The sequence below is a fragment of the Paraburkholderia sp. Tr-20389 genome (genome assembly GCF_017104565.1).
Lineage (GTDB): Bacteria > Pseudomonadota > Gammaproteobacteria > Burkholderiales > Burkholderiaceae > Paraburkholderia.
Map to the genome: position 1 here is coordinate 128,727 of NZ_JAAGPD010000025.1, position 21,365 is coordinate 150,091.

The window sequence follows — 21,365 nt, forward strand, 5'->3', positions numbered from 1 at the left end:
GACTCAGGCAAGAAATCGCGATCCCGTATATATTTCCGGGTTATGACTTCGCAATCACACCCTCCCCGGAACGTTCCGCCGCCGAGAATGTGGGACGCCCGGCTTGCCCGGCGGCTCATCATGCCGCTCGTGGACACACCCGTTACGCCGAATCACCTGACGACCGTACGCCTGCTGATCGGTCTCGCGGGTGGCCTGGCATTGGCTCGCGGCGGTTTCGCGTGGACCAACGTCGGCGCGCTCCTGATCGTGCTGTCCAATTTCGTCGATCACACCGACGGCGAACTCGCGCGCGTCAGCGGCAAGACAAGCCGCATCGGTCATTTTTACGATCTCGCGTGCGACGCCCTCGTCACGGTGCTGCTGTTCGGCGGTATGGGCTACGGGATGACGTCGGCGCAGGTCGACAACCTGATCGGTCTGCATCTTCCGCCGTTCCTGCTCGGCACGATCGCGGGTATCGCGGTTGCGCTGATCTTCTTCCTGCGCATGCGCATCGAGGAGATGGCGGGCAAGGCGGGCACGAAGCAGGCGTCGGTCGGCGGGTTCGAAACTGAAGACATCCTGTATCTGCTGCCTCTCGTCACACTGACGGGCGGCGTTGCACCGTTTCTCGTGGCTGCGTCGATCGGCGCGCCGTTATTTGCTGCGTATGTGGTGCTCGATTACCGGCGTGTCGTGCGCCGCAGTCGTCCCGCGCAAGAAAACAGTCAAGCCGTGGTCAGCCGATGAGCGTCCCCGCAGAAGAAAACGTGATTACACCCAACTCGATGGATACCGCAGCCGGCCTCGCGCCGGCTTCTGCCGTTTCTGGAACGGCGTCTGCGTCGGCATCGCAGTCGAATGGCGCGCCCGATCCGGATCGCGCCGTCGCGAGCCGTGTCCGCACCTTCGACAATGCGCAACTGCGCAAGGACTTCGATGATCAGAGCGCGTTTCTGTACCTCGAAGATTTCCTCGCGCCCGAAGTGACCGCACAACTGGTCGCCGCGGCGCGCGGACTGCTGCCGGAAGTGAACCGCAACTATCTGCCGGGCCACAAGCAGGGCGGCAGCGTCAGCCGTCATACGATCGACCGGCTCGCGCCGTTTATCGCGCAGCTGTATCGCTCGAAAGAGCTGATCAGCTGGCTCGAGCATCTGACGGGCGACAAGCTGCTGCTGTCGCCGGCCGACGATCCGCACGCGTACGCGCTCTATTACTACACGAAGCCGGGCGATCACATCGGCTGGCACTACGACACGTCTTACTACGACGGCCGCCGCTATACGCTGCTGCTCGGCGTGATCGACGAATCGTCGTGCCGTCTCGACTACGAACTGCACACGCGCAACTCCGAGAAGGCCGACGAACCGGGTTCGGTGCAGATTCCGCCGGGCGGTCTCGTGTTCTTCGACGGCGACAAGCTGCGCCATCGCATCACGCCTGCGCTCGACAACGAAATGCGCGTGTCGCTGACGTTCGAGTACGTCACCGATCCGAACATGCGTCCGTGGCGCCGCGTGATCTCGAACTTCAAGGACGCCATTGCGTACTTCGGCTTTCGCCAGGTGTTCAGCCAGTTCGCGCGTCGCAATGCCAAAGGAGAAGGCGTGTGACGCGTGCAGCCATGATCCTGCTGACGATCGGCGGTGGGCTGTTCGTCGCGCTGCTCGCATGGCAGGGCTTCGGTTCGGTTGTGTCGACGCTGATGGCGGCCGGCTGGGGCCTCGCGATCGTCGCGGCGTTCCATCTGCTGCCGCTCGTGCTCGATGCGGGTGCGATCTCGGTGATGTTCGACCGCAAGCAGAAGGAAGTGACCGAACGCGACGCGGTTTTCGCGCGCTGGATCGGCGAATCGGTGAATAGCCTGTTGCCCGCCGGTCAGATCGGCGGACCCGTGATGATGGTGCGCCAGCTGTCGCAACGCGGCCTGCGCATGCGCGACGCGGCCGCTGCGATCACCGTGAGCACGACGTTGCAGGCGCTCGCGCAGATCGTCTTCGCGATGCTCGGCCTGCTGCTGTTCGGTGCGTCGGCCGCACATGGCGCGATGCAGGACCTGCAGACGGCGGCGCTGATCGCAACGGTCGTGCTCGGCGCGATGATCGTCGGCTTCTATATCGCGCAGCGCCGCGGCCTGTTCGGCAAGGCGCTGCGCGTCGTGTCGAAGGTATTCGGCAAGCGCGACTGGTCGGCGCTGACCACGCGTGCCGATGCCGTCGACGTCGCCGTGCGCGAACTGTACGATCAGCGCGGCAAGGTTGCGGCTAGCTTCGCATTCAGCCTCGCAGGCTGGATCGTCGGTACGGTGGAAGTGTGGCTTGCGCTGCGCTTCCTCGGTCATCCTGTGAGTTGGGTCGACGCGCTGCTGCTCGAAAGCCTCGGGCAGGCGATTCGCGGCGCGGCTTTCGCGATTCCAGGCTCGCTCGGCGTTCAGGAAGGCGGCTATTTGCTGCTGGCGCCTCTCGTTGGCCTGCCGCCGGAAGCGGCGCTCGCGCTGTCGCTGGTGAAGCGCGCGCGCGAACTGCTGCTCGGCTTGCCGGGCCTGCTTTATCTGCACTTCAGCGAACGTAGCTGGCAGCGGCGGCGCGCAACGCGTCTGCCCGCTGTCGATTGATTTTTTTAGAAAGGACCGCGAATGCGCGCCATCATTCTTGCTGCAGGTCTTGGCCTGCGTCTTCAGCAACCCGTTGGAGAACAGTTTCCCAAATGCCTGTTGCGTTTCGAAGGCGTGACCTTGCTCGAGCGTCATCTGCAGATGCTCGATGCCGCGGGTGTCGATGACGTCGTGCTGGCGCTCGGCTTCCAGCCGGAGCTGGTCGAGGCCGAACTGAAGCGGATCGACTGGCCGCACAAGGTCGAGATCAGGCTGAATCCGCGTTTCGACCTCGGCAGTGTGCTGACGGTCCACACGGTTGCGGACGCGATGACGAGCGGCGGCGACGTGTTGCTGATGGACGCCGACGTGCTGTACGACGAGCGTATCCTGAGCGCGTTGGTGGCGGGCCAGCATGCGAATCGCCTGCTCATCGACCGCGATTTCGAAGCCGGCGATGAGCCCGTCAAGCTGTGTTTGAAGGACGGTGTGCCTGTCGAGTTGCGCAAGCAGCTGGCGGTCGGGCTCGAGTACGACACGATTGGCGAGTCGGTTGGGTTTTTCCGTCTGCGCGAAGAGACGGCGAAGCGTTTTGCCGAGATCGTTGCGGGGTATGTCGACAGTGGGCGCGCGAATATGCCTCACGAGGAGGCTGTGCGGGATCTGCTGCTCGAGCGCAGCCATGTGTTCGACACGGCGGATGTCACGGGCGCGCCGTGGATCGAGATTGATTTTCCGAATGATGTGAAGCGGGCTACGGTTGAGATTTTGCCGGTGTTGCAGCCACTCGTGGGCGCGGCGCGATAAGGTGGTTTGCTTGTGGGTGTGCTGGCATCCGCGCTTTCGTAGTGGTTCTTCAGGCGTTGCCCCTGTGCGGGGCGGCACTTACTTTCTTTGCCGCCGCAAAGAAAGTAAGCAAAGAAAGCGGGCTCACCCCGCCAGTGCTAGTGATTGCCTGCGGGCCCTCAACAGTTCTTACGCTTCACACGGCATCGCGCTTGTTTGTGCTCGTTGCTAGCGCGTTGAACAAGCGCATCACCCGCCACAATCATCCGTAGCGCAGCCAACGGCAGCGAATCGTCAGCGCCGCCCAGGTGGCAAACGGTGTGTAGGTAGTCGCACCGCTTGCGATGGCGCTTCTACGACACCGATCCCGCTTTTCAGTCCGGAGTGGTGCACTTCCGCCGCGACGACCTACACACCGTTTGCCACCTGGGCGGCCGTGGTTTTTCGGGTAAAGCGAAACGTGATGTGGGATTGTGAAGTGGGTGATGCGTGCAGTTAGCACGCTGGCAACGAACGCAAACAAGCGCGCTGTCGCGTGGAGCGTAAGAACTGTTGGGGGCCCGCAGGCAACGAGTAGCACTGGCGGTGTGAGCCCGCTTTCTTTGCTTACTTTCTTTGCGGCGGCAAAGAAAGTAAGTGCCGCCCCGCACAGGGGCAACGCATGAAATACGAAGGCAACCCGCGGATGCCAGCGAAAGCGAAAAGCAACCCGCGGATGCCAGCGAAAGCGAAAAGCAACCCGCGGATGCCAGCGAAAAACCGACACCGCTACAGCCAAAACGGCGTAGCCAAAACCCAAAACCCAAACCCAAACTTCATGCCCCTGGCAATAGGCGCCTTCATCGTCCCCCTGATCGTCGCCTGCGCGATGTTCATGGAGAACGTCGACTCGACAGTCCTGGTCACTTCGCTGCCAGTGCTTGCCCGCGATCTCGGCCACGACCCGATCACGTTAAAACTCGCGATCACCGCCTACGTCATCGGCCTGGGTGTCTTCATTCCCGTATGCGGCTGGGTCGCCGACCGTTACGGCCCACGCTCCGTATTCCGCACGGCAATCGGCATCTTCATGCTCGGCTCGCTGATGGCAGCCGCATCGACGAATCTGCCGCTCTTCGTCGCCGCGCGCTTCGTGCAAGGCATCGGCGGCGCAATGATGGTGCCCGTCGGGCGCATCATCATCTTCCGCTCAGTGCCGAAGTCGGACTTCATCCGCGCCGTCAACTATCTGACCGTGCCCGCGCTGCTCGGCCCGGTGGTTGGCCCGCCGCTGGGCGGCTTCATCACGACGTATCTGCACTGGCGCCTGATCTTCATCGTCAACATTCCGATCGGCTTGTTCGGCATCTGGCTCACTAACCGGCATATCGCGAACATGCGCGAAGCGCATCCAGGGCCGCTCGACTGGACGGGCTTCGTTCTATCCGCGAGCGGCGCATCGCTGTTCATGCTGGGCTTGTCGCTGGTCGGCGGCGAACTGGTGTCGAACGGCGTCTCGACGACCATGTGCATCGTCGGCGCCATACTGCTCTTGATCTACTGGCGCTACGCGAGCCGCGTCGAACGTCCCGTGCTCGATCTGAAGCTGCTGCGCATTCCGAGCTTCCACGCGAGCGTCGTAGGCGGGTCGCTGTTTCGCATCGGTCTTGGCGCCGTGCCGTTCCTGTTGCCGCTCGCGTTACAGGAAGGGCTCGGCATGACGCCGTTCGGAGCGGGCACGATCACGTGCGCGTCGGCGTTCGGTTCGATCTTCATGAAGACAATCGCGTCGTCAGTGCTCGCGCGCTTCGGCTTTCGACGTGTGCTGATGTTCAACGCCATCCTCGCCGGCTGCGCGATCGCGAGCTACGGGCTGTTCGGACCCGGCACGCCGCTCGCGTTGATCTGGTGTGTGGTGCTGTTCGGCGGCGTGTTTCCGTCGCTGCAGTTCACGTCGCTCAACTCGCTCGCCTATGCGGATATTCCGAGTTCCGATGTGGGACGCGCGACGAGCGTCGCAAGCGTCGTGCAACAGATTTCATTAGGTCTTGGCGTGACCTTCGCGGGCATCGTGCTGCAGATCTCGCACAAGCTGCAAGGTCATCCAACCATCGTATGGACCGACTTCTGGCCCGCGTTCTTCGTGGTTGGCCTGTTCTCGCTTGCGTCGATTCCCGTGACGGCGAAGCTGCCGCACAACAGCGGCGAAGAACTCGCTCGCGGTGGACGAGGGCGGGCATAGAACTCGCGCGACATTCGCGGCCGCGAACGTCGCGCAACCCTATCAAACGGCTTCGCGAACCGCACGCAAGAACTGCTGCGTGCGCTCATGCTGCGGCGATGTGAAGAACTGCTGCGGCGGACCCTGCTCGATGATCTTGCCTTGCGAGAAGAAGCACACGCGGTCTGCGAATTCACGCGCAAAGCCCATCTGGTGCGTGACCATCAGCATCGTCAGATTGTGCTCTTTGCCTAGACGGCGAATCACGTTCAAGACTTCGCCGCAGAGTTCGGGATCGAGCGCTGACGTCACCTCGTCGAACAGCATGACTTTCGGCCGCATCGCCAGCGCGCGTGCAATCGCGACGCGCTGCTGCTGACCACCCGACAATTGCGACGGATAGTGATTGCACTTGTCCTCGAGCCCGACCAGCGTCAGCAATTCGCGCGCGCGTTCCGTCGCTTCCTTCTTCGACAGCCCGAGCACCTGCATCGGCGCTTCGATCGTATTGGCGAGCGCCGTCATGTGCGGAAACAGATTGAAGCTCTGAAACACCATGCCGATCTTGCTGCGCACGCGGCGCAGATGTCCTTGCGATGCCGGCACGAGCGAGCCGTTCTTGCGCATATGCGTCAAAGGTTCGCCGTCCACTTCGATCATGCCCCCTGTCAACGGATCGAGTGTCATCAGCACGCGTAATAGCGTTGATTTACCCGAGCCGCTTGGGCCGATGATCGCCACTTTCTCGTTGGGCGCGATTTCCAGATCGAGTTCGTCGAGCACGGTGAGCGCGCCATAGCGCTTCGTCACGCCGGCGAACCGGACCATCGGCTGTTCGCCTTTCGCGTTCGAGGTTTCGCGCAGCGCGGCAACGGGATCTCGCTTCATCTCTTTCTCCATCACAGGGGACTCGGACTGCAAACGGGGGTCGGTGTCTGCGTGCGTTTTCATGGCAGCCTCAGGCGGAATTCCAGCCGCCGCACAAGTTGCGCGAACGTAATGCTGATGACGAGGAAGAACAGGCCCGCAAGCGTAATCGGCTCGAGGTAGCGGAACGTTTCCGAACCTACGTTCTTCGCCTGCTGCATCAGTTCGACCACCGTGATGGCCGACAGCACGGGCGTGTCCTTGAACATCGCGACGAGGTAATTGCCGAGCGCAGGAATCACGGGCCGCACGGCCTGCGGCAGAATCACGCCGCTATACGTGCGCCACGGCGACAGCGACAACGCGCACGCTGCTTCCCACTGACCGCGCGCCACGCCGTTCAATCCGGCGCGATAGACCTCGGACGTATAGCATGCGTAATGCAGTGCGATGCCGATCGTGCCTGCCGTGAGTGCCGACATCGTCACGCCATAGATGGGAAGCACATAGAACAGCACATACACCTGGATCAACAGCGGCGTGCTGCGGATGAACTCGACGACGAAACCGACCGTGCGCGAAACAGGCTTGATATGACTGCGCCGCAAGATCGCGAACACGAGGCCGAGCACGAGTGCAATTGCAAAGCCGACCAGCGTGATCAGGATCGTGTAGATCGATGCGCGCGCCAGATCGGGCAGGATATGCGCGGCGTACTGCAAATCGAAGAAGTGATTCATGGCGCCGCCTTTCGCGTGGTGTGAGCGATGATGCCGTGACTCACACGCCGTTCGAAATGACGCATCAGCGTGGCGAGCAATTGTGCGAGCACGAAATAGATGACGAGCGTGAGGCAGAAGATCTCGGCTGTCTTGAACGTCGCTTCGTCGAGCTGACGTGCGCGGAACGTGAGGTCCGACAGCGTGATCAGCGAGACGAGAGACGTGCCCTTCAACAGTTCGATCATCAGGTTCGTCGCGGGCGGCAAGGCGTTGATCATCGCCTGCGGCAGCACGATTCTGCGCATGCGCGTAAAAGCCGACATGTTCAACGCGACGGCGGCTTCGAACTGACCGCCCGGCACGGAGCGCAGCGCACCGCGCAGAATCTCCGAACCATAGGCGCCGTAGTGCAAACCAAGCCCGACGATAGCCACCGTGAACGGCGTCAGTTCGATCCTGAACGGCGGCAGCGGCAGCACGAAAAAGAACCAGAAGAGCTGTACGAGCAGCGACGTACCGCGAAAGACTTCCACATACACATTGCCGACCCAGCGCACGGGCGCCCAAGGGGCGAGCTTGGCGGCCGTGGCGACGAATGCCATCGCGATGGCGAGCAGCGTGCCGAACGCGGCGATCTCGATCGTGACGATCGTGCCTTGCAGCAGCAGGGGAAACAGTTCACGCATGGCGGTTGCCTCGCTTGCATGATGGCGCATGGACGCGCGCTGGATTGAATGCTGGAAGCAATTCAGATGCCTCCCTGGAGCGCGCGATACACGTTGCGCTGCGCATGACGCAGCGCGTCAGCCGTGCATGGAATCGCGGCCCTGCGACGGCTATACACGTAGATGCGTGCATAGCCGTCACGACATGGCGTCGAATCACTTGCCGCAGATGTCCGCGGCCGTTTTCGTGGTCAGGTTCGTCTTGTCGAAGCCGAACGGTCCAACCGTCGCGAGGTGATCGGGCGTGCCGAGCCATTGATGCAACTGCTTGTTCACGGCGTCGCGCAGATCGGTGTCTTCAGGGCGGAACGCAAGCGCGCCATAGCCCGTATGTTTCGGATCGTCCTTGAAGGTCGAAACCGTTTCGACCTGGCCCGCATCCTTCGAAGCGAGGCCCTTCATCGTGAGGGCGGTACCTGCTGCCGCATCGGCGCGACGCGTGCGCACCGCCTGCAATTGCGCCGTCGTATCGGGCACCTGAAGCAGTTGCCCATCCTTGACGCCGGCATCGCGCGAATTGGCGACTTCGACGGCACCCGACATCACCGCGAGCTTGATGTCCGGCTGCTTCGCTATATCGCCATAGCTGTGCAGATTCTTTGGATTGCCCTTCGTCACGAGCAGCGTGTCCTGGATCTGATATTGCGGGTCGGCGAAAGCGACCTGCTTGCAGCGCTCAGGCGTGATGTACATGCCTGCCGCGATCACGTCGAAGCGGCCCGCACGCAGGCCCGGAATCAGCGAGCCCCATTCCGTCAATACGGCATCGACCTTCTTCACGCCGAGCTTCTCGAAGATCTTGCGCGAGATTTCCGGTGATTCGCCCGTTACCTTGCCGTCGGGCTGCGTATAGGCGAACGGTGCTTCGTTCGCGTAACCGATGCGCACCTCGCCGGTGCGCTGGATGCGCTGCAACGTCGTTTCAGCCGACGCGAACTGGGTGTGCATGACGAGACCGGCTGCCGCGAGACAGAAGGCGCCGAGCATGACTGACGTGCGCTTCGATTTCATATCGATTCCGTATGAGGGCGAACAAGAGTGATAAATGGCGCGGTGCGGCGTGCGCCTGAAACCCGGGAAAACCCGATGTGGCAAGCATTCCGGAGCATTCGACATGTCCCGGGATGCGACCCATGAACGCAGCATACAAAGCCATTTTTTTGTTCTGATTGCTCTAGGACAATAATTTTCCGAGGTGCTTTCGTCGCACTATGCATGTTGTGAACATGCCTTGTACGGGAGAGGCGGCAGGTGATCGAACATTGGCGGGAAGCAGTCGGCGCGGTGCATGGCGTCGAGTCGAAATACAAGAGACTGGTCAAGGCGATCGCAAGCGACATCGAAAGCGAATCGCTGCGTGCGGGCGCGCGTCTGCCGCCGCAGCGCGATGTGGCATCGGAACTCTCGATCAGCGTGCAGACGGTCACGAACGCTTACAAGGAACTGGAGCGTCAAGGGCTGATCCGCTGCGAAGTGGGACGCGGCAGCTTCGTCGCCGAGCGCGTGACGGAGACGATGTCGAACTACATGCTCGATACGGCGGAACGTTCCGTGGTCGACTTTTCGATTGCGCGCATCATCCACACGCCCGAGCACGATGCGATGTGGCGCAAGGTATGCGCGACGCTCTCGAAGATCGACGACCAGCCGTGGATACGCGCCTTCAGGCCGATTGCCGGCTTCGAGCATCATCGACAGGCGGGCATCGCGTGGCTGCAGTCGATGGGCATGCCCGCTTCGATGGATACGCTGCTCGTCACGAATGGCGCGGCGCACGGCATCTTTCTCGCGCTCGCGTCGCTCGTCGGACCCGGCGATACGGTACTGTGCGAAAGTCTGACCGATCACGGCGTCATCGGCTCCGCGAATGTCCTGGGGTTTACGTTGAAGGGACTGGAGATCGACGAATACGGCATTCATCCCGAGCACTTCGAAGAGATGTGCGACAGCGAGCGCATCACGGCGCTCGTCTGCACGCCGACGCTGAACAATCCGACCGTCGCGCTGATGCCCGAGTCGCGGCGGCGCTCGATTGCGCGCATTGCGGAGCGCTACGGCGTGTTCGTGATCGAAGACGATGTGTATGGCCCGTTGCCCGCGACGCGGCCCGCGCCGATCTCGAGTCATATTCCCGATCTGTCCTTCTATTGCACGAGCATGTCGAAGTCGGTGCTGGCGGGCTTGCGCATCGGCTATATGACGACGCCGCGCCGTCTCGCGCTGCGTGCTGAAAGCGTGCTGCGCGTGAGCAGCTGGATGGCGACTTCGCCGATGGCGGAGGTCGCGACGCGCTGGATCAACGACGGCACGGCCGCGCGTCTCGTCGAGATGCAGCGCGGACGGCTCACGGTGCGTCAGGCACTCGCGCAAAAAGTGCTCGGCCCGTACGTGCTCGGCTCGCATCCGCAGGCGCTGTCCGTCTGGCTGCGCGTGCCCGATCACTGGCAGGCCGATCGGCTCGTGCGCGAGCTGCGCAACCGGAACATCGCGGTGACATCGCCCGATCCGTTTCTCGTGCGTGGCGCCGAACGTCCCAATGCCGTGCGGCTTTGCGTGGGCGCGGAAGTGAGCGACGAGGTGTTCGAGGAAGCGCTCGAAACGATGCGTGACGTGTTCGAGCAATATCCGCAGGTGCATGACTTCGGTTGAGCGTGTCATCGCATGCGGGCATGCAAAACGAAATGTACCAGGACAATAGAAAACAATATTTAGAACATTAGACTGGCCGCACTGAGTCCGTTACGACACGCGTCGAATACCGCGACGCGCGCCGCATCGGTCGTGAACATGTGCAAGGCCCGTCAATGTCCGACCTCTCGCTTGCCGATGTCTATCGTGCCCGGCGCTGTATCGAAGGGCGCGTACTGCGTACACCGCTCGTCGCATCGCGCGCCTTGTCGGCGCTCGCTGACGCACCCGTCTATCTGAAACTCGAAACCGTCCAGCCGACGGGCAGCTTCAAGCTGCGCGGCGCGACGAATGCGCTCGTGCGTCTGGCCGAAACGGGTTGCACGCGGGTCGTCACGGCATCGACGGGCAATCATGGGCGCGCCGTCGCACACGCTGCGCACGCGCTCGGCATCGAGGCGGCCGTGTGCATGTCGTCGCTCGTGCCGTCGAACAAGGTCGAAGCCGTGCGCGCGCTCGGTGCGCATGCGCACATCGTCGGCAAGAGTCAGGACGACGCGCAGCACGAAGCACAACGCCTCGTGCGCGAAGAAGGCTATGCGTATGTGCCGCCTTTCGATCATCTCGACGTGATCGCCGGGCAAGCGACCATCGGCATCGAAATCGTCGAAGACTTGCCCGATGTCGAACAGATCGTCGTGCCGCTGTCGGGCGGCGGACTCTTCGCCGGCGTGGCGTTCGCCGCGAAGCGGATTGCGCCGTCAGTGCGTCTGACGGGCGTAACGATGGAGCGCGGCGCGGCGATGCACGCGAGCCTCGCGGCCGGCAAGCCGGTGCTCGTCGATGAACGGGAAACGCTCGCAGATTCGCTGGGCGGCGGAATCGGGCTCGATAACCAGCACACCTTTTCGCTGACCCGTCAGTTGATCGACGAGGTCGTGCTGCTCGACGAGGCATCGATTGCGCGCGGCATCGTGCACGCGTACGAAGACGAGCATCTCGTGCTCGAAGGCGCCGCTGCCGTCGGCATTGCCGCGCTGCTCGCGGGACGGCTTGGCGATTCATCCGCAGCGCGCGGCCCGATCGTGCTGATCGTGACGGGCGCCAACATCGACATGAACCAGCATCGCCGCATCGTCGGCGAGGCCTCACAAGGAGTGACGGCATGACGGCCATTACCCTGCTCGGCGAAGCACAACTGCGAGAACTCGTGCCGCTCGATCTTGCCGCAATCAACCAGGTCGAAGCCGCGTTTCTTTCGCTCGCAACGGAAGCCGTCGCGATGCCGCCAATCTTGCGGCTCGACCTCCCCGAGCATCGCGGCGAAGTCGACGTGAAGACCGCGTATCTGCCGCGCTTCGACAGCTTCGCGATCAAGGTAAGTCCCGGCTTCTTCGATAACCCGAAGCTCGGCTTGCCGAGCCTGAATGGCCTGATGCTGGTGCTGTCCGCGAAAACGGGGCTGACGGAAGCCGTGTTGCTCGACAACGGATATCTCACGGCGGTGCGCACGGCAGCGGCGGGCGCCGTTGCAGCACGCTGGCTCGCGAAACAGCATGCGCCGAATGTCGCCATGATCGGCGCAGGCGAACAGGCGCGTCTGCAATTGCAGGCGTTGACGATGGTGCGAAAGGTCGACCGCGTAACGGTGTGGGCGCGCAATCGCAAGAATGCCGAGCAATTTGCTGCGGAGATGTCCGCGCAATTGCATATCGCATGCGAAGTCGCGCGCGACGTGCATCACGCGCTCGCCGAAGCGGACATCGCCATCACGACGACGCCGAGCACCCAGCCGCTGATTCATGCAGATGACTTGCATCCCGGCCTGCACATCACGGCGATGGGCTCGGACGCGGAGCACAAGAACGAGATCGCACCTCAAGCACTGGCGGCGGTGCGTTATGTGTGCGACCGCGTCACGCAGACGCGCGTGCTCGGCGAATTGCATCACGCGCTCGAAGCGGGCGCCGTCGATGCAGGCGCGCAGTACGCGGAGCTCGGCCAGATCATCGCAGGACAGACCCGAGGCCGCACTAGCGACAACGACATCACGCTATGCGACCTCACGGGCACGGGTGCGCAGGACACGGCCATCGCGACCCTCGCTGTCGCGCGTGCGCACGCGGCCAACGCAGGGACCTTTTTCCGCAACGACATGAAGCGCTGAGAGGAGACCATGTCAGATACATCTCAACCGGCAGTGACGCCTGTCGTCCGCCTGCAGTTCGATCGCGGCGAGTACGACGCGCGCATCGCAAAGACGCGGCGCGCAATGGAGAGAGCCCAGATCGATCTGCTGATCGTGACCGATCCGACCAACATGGCATGGCTTACTGGCTACGACGGCTGGTCGTTCTACGTGCATCAGTGCGTGTTGCTCGCGCTCGACGGCGAGCCCGTCTGGTATGGCCGCGGGCAGGACGCGAACGGCGCGCTGCGTACGGTGTTCATGAAGCGCGAAAACATCGTCGGCTATCCGGATCATTACGTGCAGTCCACCGAGCGTCATCCGATGGACTATCTCGCGCGCGAAGTGATCGAAGCGCGCGGCTGGCAGGCGCGCAGGATCGGCGTGGAAATGGACAACTACTACTTCAGCGCTGCCGCCTATGCGTCGCTGCGACGCAATCTTCCGCAGGCGACCTGGCACGATGCGACGGCTCTCGTCAACTGGCAGCGTGCCGTGAAGTCGCCGCGCGAGATCGAGTACATGCGCATTGCTGCGCGCATCGTCGAGAAGATGCATGCGCATATCGTCGAGCGGATCGAGCCGGGCATGCGCAAGAACGATCTCGTGGCGGAGATTTATTCGGCAGGCGTGACGGGTGTGGACGAATATGGCGGCGATTATCCCGCCATCGTGCCGCTGCTGCCGACGGGCGCCGACGCCGCCGCGCCGCATCTCACGTGGGACGACACGCCGTTTGCGAACAACGCGGGGACGTTCTTCGAAATCGCGGGCTGCTTCAAGCGCTATCACTGCCCGCAGTCTCGCACGGTGTATCTCGGCAAGCCGCCGAAGCATTTCATCGATGCGGAAAAGGCCGTTGTCGAAGGCATCGAAATGGGGCTCGCAGCGGCGAAGCCGGGCAATACCTGTGAAGACATTGCGAATGCGTTCTTTGCGGTGCTGCGCAAATCGGGCATCGAGAAGAACAGCCGCTGTGGTTATCCGATCGGTGCGAGCTATCCGCCCGACTGGGGCGAGCGCACGATGAGCCTGCGTCCCGGGGACAAGACGGTCCTCGAACCCGGCATGACGTTCCACTTCATGCCGGGCCTGTGGCTCGACGACTGGGGGCTCGAAATCACGGAGAGCATCCTGATTACGGAGTCGGGCGTCGAGACGTTCTGCAACACGCCGCGCAAGCTGTTCGTGAAGGAGTAGTGCAATGCGTGCTTCACCCATTTCGGCCACGGTCGATTTCAATGTCGACGGCGAACAGCACGGTTTCCTGAAGCTGCCGCATTCGCATGACGCTTCAGCGTGGGGCGCCGTGATGATCCCCATCACGGTGATCCGCAACGGCGATGGACCGACCGCGCTGTTGACGGGCGGCAATCACGGCGACGAGTACGAAGGGCCCATCGTGCTGTCGAAGCTCGCGTCGACATTGAAGGCGCGCGACGTGAAAGGGCGCGTGATCGTCGTGCCGTTCATGAACTACCCGGCGTTTCGCGCGGGCAGCCGCACGTCGCCGATCGATCGCGGCAATCTCAATCGCGCGTTCCCGGGTAAGCCTGACGGCACGGTCACGGAAAAGATCGCCGACTACTTTCAGCGTTATCTGTTGCCGCTTGCGGACTATGTACTCGATCTGCACGCAGGCGGCCGCACGCTCGACTTCGTGCCGTTCGCCGCCGTGCACGTGCTGGACGATGCGACGCAGCAGGCGCGTTGCGAAGCGGCGATGCACGCGTTCGGCGCACCGTATTCGATGCGGATGCTCGAGCTGGATAGCGTCGGTTTGTTCGATACGGCTGTCGAGGAAGCGGGCAAGGTATTCGTATCGACGGAACTGGGCGGCGGCGGCACGGCGACGGTGGCGAGCGTTGCTGTCGCTGAGCGCGGCGTGCGGGGCTTTCTCGCCAACGCGGGTATTTTGTCGTTACGCGACGACGTGGGCGATGTAGCGCGCACGACCACTTTGCTCGATATGCCGGACGGCAGTTGTTACACGACGAGCGAGCATGACGGGTTGCTGGAACTGTGCAAGGACCTGGGCGACAACGTCGAAGCAGGTGAAGTGATCGCGCGCGTGCACGACATGACGCGTACTGGGGCGTCTTCGGTCGAGTACCGCGCGAAGCGTAGCGGATTGCTTGCGGCGAGGCATTTTCCGGGTCTCGTGCATATCGGCGATACGGTGGCTGTGGTGGCCGATATCGTCGAGCGGGGCATTCCAGTTTCTTCCGATCTGGCGAAGCGTTAGGGGTGTGTGCCGATGTTGAAACTCGATCGCTATGATCTTGCCATTCTTCGCATTCTTGCGCGGGACGGACGTATTACGAAGTCGCGTCTCGCCGAGGAAGTGAATCTCTCTATTTCGCCTGCATGGGAGCGTGTGAAGCGGCTTGAAGAGAGCGGTGTGATTCGTGGTTATCGAACGGATATTGACTGGACTAAAGCCTTTAAGGGTAGTCGCATTATTGTCGAGGTCACGTTGGCGAGGCATACCGCGCAGGATATGCGGCGCTTCGAGGAACGGGTTTTATCCGCCGATGAAGTGACGCAGTGTCATGCCACTGGCGGAGGCGTTGATTACGTGCTCCACGTGGTGTCTCGTGATATTGATCACTATCAGCGGTTTATTGATGCTTTGCTTACCGAAGAGATTGGAATTGAAAGGTATTTCACTTATGTGGTGACTAAGGTTGTTAAGGATGGTTGTGATGGGTTTTCCGAGTGGGAGGTGTGATTGTTGGTATCCGCGGTTGGGGTTTGCGGTGTCGCTGGCATTCGCGATTTTGCTTCTGGTTTGCTGGTGTTGCCGTTGAGGCTTTGCCGCTGTGCTGGCGTCCGCGTGATGTCTCTGGTTTGCTAGCGTTGCCCCTGTGCGGGGCGGCACTTACTTTCTTTGCCGCCGCAAAGAAAGTAAGCAAAGAAAGCGGGCTCACCCCGCCAGCCCTTGTTCTTGCCTGCGGGCCCCCAACGGGTCCCGCACTTCACACGGCAACACGCTTCTTTCCGCCCGTTGCCAGCGCCTTGAACCGGCGCATCACCCACTCCAGTCACCCGCAGGCAGCCAGCGGCAGCGACCCGTCCGCGCCGCCCAGGTGGCAAACGGTGTGTAGGTTGTTGCACCGTACGCGTTCGCGCTCCTACGACACCGATCCCGCTTTTCAGTCCGGAGTGGTGCATTTCCGTCCAGACGGCCTACACACAGTTTGCCACCTGGGCGGCCGTGGACGTCTGGTAACGCGATCCATGACGCGGGAGCGTGAAGTGGGTGATGCGTGCAGTTGGCACGCTGGCAACGGGCGGAAAAATGGCGTGTTGCCGCGTGAAGCGTAAGAACAGCTGGGGGCCCGCAGGCAAGAACTAGCACTGGCGGTGTGAGCCCGCTTTCTTTGCTTACTTTCTTTGCGGCGGCAAAGAAAGTAAGTGCCGCCCCGCACAGGGGCAACACCAGCAAACCAGAAGCACAACGCGGATGCCAGCAACAACACAACCCAAATCCCAGCAAAGAAAAAACCAAAACGAAAACAAAAAAAGCAGAAAAAACACAAACAGAAAAAAGCCAAAACAAAAAAAGCACGGCGCGCAGCGGCATTAAAGTGATCGATAAGGAAACCGCATATAGGAGAGCAACCATGCTGCTAGGTCACCCCGTTCTATTCAAGTCACTGTGTTACATAGACGGCCGCTGGGTCCACAGCGAGACAGCCTCCACGGTAGCGGTGCAGAACCCCGCGGATCAAGAGGTGATAGGCCACGTCCCGATGCTGAACCGCGAGCAGATCACCGGAGCAATCGCCTCGGCGCAAAACGCATTCGAAAAATGGCGCTGGGTCCCAGTAGCAAAACGCGCAGCGTTACTGCTTCGTTGGCACGAACTCGTACTCCGGCACCAGAACGATCTCGCAGGAATACTCTCCCTCGAACAAGGCAAACCGCTTGCCGAAGCGCAAGGAGAAATCGCCTACGGCGCGAGCTTCATCGAATGGTTCGCACACGAAGGCAAGCGGCTGAATGGCCGGACCATTCCAACGCACATCGATGGAGCGCATCTCGGCACGATAATGGAGCCCGTCGGCGTGGCCGCATTGATCACGCCGTGGAATTTCCCGAACGCAATGATCACGCGCAAGGCAGCGGCGGCGCTGTCAGCCGGTTGCACGGTCGTTGTGAAGCCCGCACACGAGACGCCATTCTCCGCGCTAGCACTCGCCCAGCTCGCGGAAGAAGCCGGTTTCCCGCCCGGCGTATTCAATGTCGTGCTCGGCGAGCCGCAAATGGCGATGGAAACGCTGGTGCGCGATCCGCGCGTACGCACCGTGAGCTTCACCGGTTCGACGCGTGTCGGCGGCCTCGTCATGCAGGCGGCCGCGCAAAGCGGCATCAAGAAGACAGCGCTCGAACTCGGCGGCAATGCGCCATTCATCGTGACCGAGGACGCCGATCTGGAACAGGCGGTGCGCGTCGCGGTCGCCGCAAAGTTTCAGACGTCAGGGCAGGACTGCTGCGCCGCAAATCGCATTCTCGTCGCGCGCCCCGTGTACGACACCTTCGTCGAACGCTATGCACAGGCCGTGCGCGCATTGAAAGTAGGCTCGGCATTCGAGCCCGGCGCCGAAGTCGGTCCGCTGATGCATCAGGCCGCGTTCGATTCGACGCAGCAGCGCGTCGAAGATGCCCGCGTCAAAGGCGCGCGTATTCTGGTCGGCGGCACGCCGCATGCTCGTGGTGGATGGTTCTTCGAGCCGACCGTGATCGCCGATGCCGCAAAAGGCATGCGCGTCTACGACGAAGAGAACTTTGCGCCCATTTCAGCCGTGTCGCCGTTCGACACACTGGAAGAAGCCATCACGCGCGCCAACGACACGGAACACGGTCTCGCCGCCTATCTGTGCGCAAAAGATCTGAACACGGTCTTTCAGGTGATTCGCCAACTGGACTTCGCGATGGTCTCCGTGAACGGCGCAAAGTTCACGGGCGCGCCGATTCCGTTCGGCGGCATGAAGGCATCGGGTCTGGGCCGCGAAGGCGGGCTCGAAGGCTTCGAGCCCTTCGTCGAAACGCGTTACTTCTGCCTCGGTCAACTGGGCTTGCCCATCGCCGACGCTATTGCTTCTGTTCACCGGCCAGTTGCTGCGTGAACGGCTCATTCAACTATCGATTAAACGGAGTGTCCCATGACCCAGTTCGATCAACTGTTTAGCGCGGACCGCGCGCACTTCATGCATCCGTCGACGCACGCTCACGATCACGCGAGCGGCGCATTGCCCGGCCGCATCATCACGGGCGCGAAAGGCATCCGCATCGAAGATCATCAAGGCAAGTCGTTCATCGACGCATTCGCAGGCCTTTACTGCGTGAATATCGGTTACGGCCGCACGGAAGTCGCCGACGCGATCTATGAGCAGGCGAAGAAGCTCGCGTATTACCACACCTATGTCGGCCATTCGACGGATACGATCATCGAACTGTCGTCGCGCATCATCGACTGGTCGCCGAAAGGCATGAAGAAGGTGTACTACGGGCTGTCCGGCTCCGATGCGAACGAAACGCAGATCAAGATTGTCTGGTACTACAACAACGTGAAGGGCCGCCCGAACAAGAAGAAGATCATTTCGCGCCAGCGCGGCTATCACGGGTCCGGCATCGTCACGGGCAGTCTCACGGGATTGCCGAGTTTCCATCAGCACTTCGATCTGCCCATCGATCGCGTCAAGCACACTGTGTGTCCGCATTGGTATCGCCAGGCGCCTGCGGGTATGAACGAAGCGCAGTTCGTCGACTATTGCGTCGAAGAACTCGAGAAGCTGATTGCGAAAGAAGGCGCCGATACGATTGCTGCATTCATCGGCGAACCGGTGATGGGTACGGGCGGCATCCTGCCGCCGCCAGCCGGCTACTGGCCCGCGATCCAGAAAGTGCTCAAGAAGCACGACATTCTGTTGATCAGCGATGAAGTGGTGTGCGGCTTCGGCCGTCTTGGTTCGAAGATGGGGGCGCAGCATTTCGGCATCGAGCCCGATCTCATCACGGTTGCAAAGGGTTTGACGAGCGCGTATGCGCCGCTTTCGGCGGTGATCGTCGGTGAAAAGGTTTGGGATGTGATCGCTCAAGGCTCGCAGGAACATGGCCCGATGGGACATGGCTGGACCTATTCGGGGCACCCGATCTGCGCCGCTGCCGCGCTCGCGAATCTCGACATTCTGGAGCGCGAGAACCTCACGCAAAATGCAGCCGATGTCGGCGGCTATCTGCTGCAGCGCTTGCATGCCGCGTTCGACTCGCATCCGCTCGTCGGCGAAGTACGCGGCGCAGGCATGCTGGCAGCGCTCGAATTCATGGCGCATAAGGACGAGCGCCGTCCATTCGATGCCGCATTGAAGGTCGGCCCGCGCGTGTCGGCGGCTGCCATGCAACGCGGCCTGATTGCACGCGCAATGCCGCATGGCGACATCCTGGGCTTCGCGCCGCCGCTCGTGACGACGCGTGATGAAGTGGATGAGATCGTCAAGCTGACCAAAGCTGCCGTCGATGAAGTGGCTTCTCAAGTGCTAAAGGAATCCACGGTTGCTTGAGATCTTCATCGTTCTAATGCAAATCGAATAAGCGAATGAATACGGCCCTATGCGTAACGCATGGGGCCGTTTCGCAAATGCGCAGCTTGCGTGTTATAAGCCCAAAGACAGGCTTTTCGCTTGTTTAATGAATGAACGTTTTGGGAGACACGCATTGAAATTAATCGATAAGGCAAAGTTCTCTGCAACAGCACTGACCATCGCCGGAGTCTTCACTACTTCAGCCGGCTTTCTCGAATCCGCACCCGCTTACGCAAAAGCGCCCGCTGCACAACAGCCTGTACTGAACGCATCGGCCGTCGCGGTCGCTGACAAATACAGCGCCGATGCAGCGGAACAGATCTTCAAGGAAGGCGGCAACGCCGTCGATGCGGCGGTCGCCATTGCGTTCACTCTGGCCGTGACGTACCCGGAAGCCGGCAACATCGGCGGCGGTGGTTTCATGACCTTGTATGTGAACGGCAAACCGTATTTCATCGACTATCGCGAACGCGCACCATTGGCCGCGACACGCAACATGTATCTCGACGATCAGGGCAACGTGATCAAAGGGAAGAGCCTGGTCGGCTATGACGCGGTCGGCGTGCCGGGCACCGTTGCGGGCATGTGGGAAGCGCAGCATCGATTCGGCAAGCTGAAATGGAAGCAGGTGCTCGCGCCCGCGATCAAGTATGCGCGCGACGGCTTCGATGTCGACGCACAGCTCGCAAAGCGGCGTGAGGATGCCGAGAAGGACTTTGCGGGCAAGACGAACTTCGATACTTATTTCGGCAATCTGAAAGAGGGCGTCAATTTCAGGCAACCCGAACTCGCCGCCGTGCTGACCCGCATCGCGAATCAAGGTGCGCGCGAGTTCTACAATGGCAAGACAGCCGATCTGATCGCTTCGTCGATGAAAGGGCATGGCCTCATTACGAAACGCGATCTGCAAGAGTACAAGGCCGTATGGCGTCAACCCGTGCAGGCTAACTGGAACGGCTATCGCGTGATCACCGCGCCGCCGCCGAGTTCGGGCGGCATCGGACTCGTACAGTTGCTGAAGATGAAGGCGGATCTGAAGAGCGACTTCACTCGCATCGATCTCAATTCGCCGCAGTACATTCACCTCATTGCGGAAATCGAAAAGCGTGTGTTCGCGGATCGCGCGCAATATCTTGGCGACCCGGATTTCTACAAGGTGCCTGTCTCTCAGCTGACGGACGACGAATACATCGCAAAGCGCGCATCGGAAGTGAATCCGTCTGCGCCGTCGGACACGAAGAGCGTCATCGCGGGCCTCGGCATGTCGATGCCTGAGAAAGCAGAGACGACGCATTTCTCGGTGGTCGACAAATGGGGCAATGCCGTGTCGAACACGTACACGATCAACGGTTACTTCGGCTCGGGCGTGGTGGCGGAAGGCACGGGCATCGTACTGAACGACGAGATGGACGACTTCGCCTCTAAGCCAGGTGTGCCGAACATGTTCGGTGTGGTGGGCAGCGACGCGAATTCGATCGAGCCGAAGAAGCGTCCGTTGTCGTCGATGACGCCGACCATTCTGACGAAGGACGGCAAGGTGTCGCTGGTGATCGGCACACCGGGCGGCTCGCGCATCTTCACGTCGATCTTCCAGGTGATCAACAACGTGTACGACTTCAACATGCCGCTGAAGGAAGCCGTTGGTGCGATGCGCTTCCACCATCAGTTGCTGCCGCCGAATACGATTTTCTGGGAGCCGTATGCGCCCATCAACGGCGAGCTTGCGGAGCAGGTCAGGGCGAAGGGCTATAAATTGCAGGCGCAGGATTTCAACGGCGACATTCAGGCGATCAAGATCGACGGCGAAACGCCGGAAGCGGTATCCGATCCGCGAGGACGAGGCGTGACGCGAGTGATACCCTGATCGAACTGCAGACCTGGACGCCGCATCGATCCGCGCGGCGTCCAGCCGGTTCGCTTTGCAGCGGGCATCGCCGATGGGCGGTGCCCGCTGTTTTTTGTGCGCCCAGCATGGGCGCACTCCTGCGGGTGCAAGTCCCGCCATAAGCTGGTCACAGCGAATGAAGTGAAGCGCAACTGCATGAGGGCGACCGAGTGTGGGGAGGAAGCGTGGAGCGTAAATC

At 61.4% G+C, this 21,365-nt stretch carries 19 protein-coding genes; 15 read left to right on the forward strand and 4 right to left on the reverse strand.

What is annotated here, in order from left to right:
* Positions 1-42: 42 nt before the first annotated feature.
* The 5 genes from G3N95_RS22400 to G3N95_RS22420 all read left to right on the forward strand — a co-directional run bounded on the left by G3N95_RS22400 (position 43) and on the right by G3N95_RS22420 (position 5,585).
* Complete coding sequence (locus G3N95_RS22400; RefSeq protein WP_205972256.1) at positions 43-732, forward strand: CDP-alcohol phosphatidyltransferase family protein; 690 nt, start codon at positions 43-45, stop codon at positions 730-732.
* Positions 729-1,598: a 2OG-Fe(II) oxygenase gene (locus tag G3N95_RS22405; RefSeq protein WP_205972257.1), complete on the forward strand. Its 870-nt coding sequence runs from the start codon at positions 729-731 to the stop codon at positions 1,596-1,598. The genes G3N95_RS22400 and G3N95_RS22405 overlap by 4 nt, the downstream gene beginning before the upstream one ends.
* Positions 1,595-2,599, forward strand: coding sequence for a flippase-like domain-containing protein (locus tag G3N95_RS22410; protein WP_205972258.1), 1,005 nt, complete (start codon positions 1,595-1,597; stop codon positions 2,597-2,599). The genes G3N95_RS22405 and G3N95_RS22410 overlap by 4 nt, the downstream gene beginning before the upstream one ends.
* Positions 2,600-2,620: 21 nt before the next feature.
* Positions 2,621-3,385 carry a phosphocholine cytidylyltransferase family protein gene (locus G3N95_RS22415; RefSeq protein ID WP_205972259.1) on the forward strand — a complete coding sequence of 255 codons (765 nt, stop codon included), beginning with the start codon at positions 2,621-2,623 and terminating at the stop codon, positions 3,383-3,385.
* Between the two features lie 796 nt (positions 3,386-4,181).
* Positions 4,182-5,585: an MFS transporter gene (locus tag G3N95_RS22420; protein ID WP_205972260.1), complete on the forward strand. Its 1,404-nt coding sequence runs from the start codon at positions 4,182-4,184 to the stop codon at positions 5,583-5,585.
* Between the two features lie 42 nt (positions 5,586-5,627).
* Here the strand turns inward: G3N95_RS22420 and ehuA are convergent, their stop codons facing one another.
* The 4 genes from ehuA to ehuB form a co-directional block, all read right to left on the reverse strand.
* Complete coding sequence (ehuA, locus tag G3N95_RS22425) at positions 5,628-6,452, reverse strand: ectoine/hydroxyectoine ABC transporter ATP-binding protein EhuA (RefSeq protein ID WP_277398027.1); 825 nt, start codon at positions 6,450-6,452, stop codon at positions 5,628-5,630.
* Between the two features lie 59 nt (positions 6,453-6,511).
* Positions 6,512-7,171 carry an ectoine/hydroxyectoine ABC transporter permease subunit EhuD gene (gene ehuD / locus G3N95_RS22430; protein ID WP_205972261.1) on the reverse strand — a complete coding sequence of 220 codons (660 nt, stop codon included), beginning with the start codon at positions 7,169-7,171 and terminating at the stop codon, positions 6,512-6,514.
* Positions 7,168-7,839 (reverse strand): ectoine/hydroxyectoine ABC transporter permease subunit EhuC, encoded by a 672-nt coding sequence (ehuC, locus tag G3N95_RS22435; RefSeq protein WP_205972262.1) that lies wholly within the window; start codon positions 7,837-7,839, stop codon positions 7,168-7,170. Before ehuC ends, ehuD begins: the two co-directional genes overlap by 4 nt.
* 195 nt (positions 7,840-8,034) lie before the next feature.
* Complete coding sequence (ehuB, locus tag G3N95_RS22440) at positions 8,035-8,889, reverse strand: ectoine/hydroxyectoine ABC transporter substrate-binding protein EhuB (RefSeq protein WP_205972263.1); 855 nt, start codon at positions 8,887-8,889, stop codon at positions 8,035-8,037.
* 240 nt (positions 8,890-9,129) lie between these two features.
* On the opposite strand from ehuB, the gene G3N95_RS22445 reads away from it, so the two are divergent.
* From G3N95_RS22445 to ggt, 10 genes are all read left to right on the forward strand, one after another.
* The gene (locus tag G3N95_RS22445) at positions 9,130-10,527 is read left to right on the forward strand and encodes a PLP-dependent aminotransferase family protein (RefSeq protein ID WP_205972264.1); all 1,398 of its coding nucleotides are present in this window, start codon (positions 9,130-9,132) and stop codon (positions 10,525-10,527) included.
* Between the two features lie 155 nt (positions 10,528-10,682).
* Positions 10,683-11,675, forward strand: a complete 993-nt coding sequence (gene eutB, locus G3N95_RS22450; RefSeq protein ID WP_205972265.1) for a hydroxyectoine utilization dehydratase EutB — start codon at positions 10,683-10,685, stop codon at positions 11,673-11,675.
* Positions 11,672-12,673 (forward strand): cyclodeaminase, encoded by a 1,002-nt coding sequence (locus tag G3N95_RS22455; RefSeq protein ID WP_205972266.1) that lies wholly within the window; start codon positions 11,672-11,674, stop codon positions 12,671-12,673. The genes eutB and G3N95_RS22455 overlap by 4 nt, the downstream gene beginning before the upstream one ends.
* Positions 12,674-12,682: 9 nt before the next feature.
* The gene (gene doeA, locus G3N95_RS22460) at positions 12,683-13,894 is read left to right on the forward strand and encodes an ectoine hydrolase DoeA (RefSeq protein ID WP_205972267.1); all 1,212 of its coding nucleotides are present in this window, start codon (positions 12,683-12,685) and stop codon (positions 13,892-13,894) included.
* Positions 13,895-13,898: 4 nt separating this feature from the next.
* On the forward strand, positions 13,899-14,939 hold the full coding sequence (gene doeB, locus G3N95_RS22465; RefSeq protein WP_205972268.1) for a N(2)-acetyl-L-2,4-diaminobutanoate deacetylase DoeB: 1,041 nt from the start codon (positions 13,899-13,901) through the stop codon (positions 14,937-14,939).
* Positions 14,940-14,954: 15 nt separating this feature from the next.
* Positions 14,955-15,425 (forward strand): Lrp/AsnC family transcriptional regulator, encoded by a 471-nt coding sequence (locus tag G3N95_RS22470; protein ID WP_205972278.1) that lies wholly within the window; start codon positions 14,955-14,957, stop codon positions 15,423-15,425.
* 686 nt (positions 15,426-16,111) lie between these two features.
* Entirely contained in the window at positions 16,112-16,288 is a 177-nt protein-coding gene (locus G3N95_RS22475) for a hypothetical protein (RefSeq protein WP_205972269.1), read from the forward strand.
* Between the two features lie 32 nt (positions 16,289-16,320).
* Positions 16,321-17,826: an NAD-dependent succinate-semialdehyde dehydrogenase gene (locus tag G3N95_RS22480; protein WP_205972270.1), complete on the forward strand. Its 1,506-nt coding sequence runs from the start codon at positions 16,321-16,323 to the stop codon at positions 17,824-17,826.
* 36 nt (positions 17,827-17,862) lie between these two features.
* Entirely contained in the window at positions 17,863-19,260 is a 1,398-nt protein-coding gene (locus G3N95_RS22485; RefSeq protein WP_205972271.1) for an aspartate aminotransferase family protein, read from the forward strand.
* A gap of 127 nt (positions 19,261-19,387) precedes the next feature.
* On the forward strand, positions 19,388-21,145 hold the full coding sequence (gene ggt / locus G3N95_RS22490; protein WP_205972272.1) for a gamma-glutamyltransferase: 1,758 nt from the start codon (positions 19,388-19,390) through the stop codon (positions 21,143-21,145).
* Positions 21,146-21,365 lie beyond the last annotated feature (220 nt).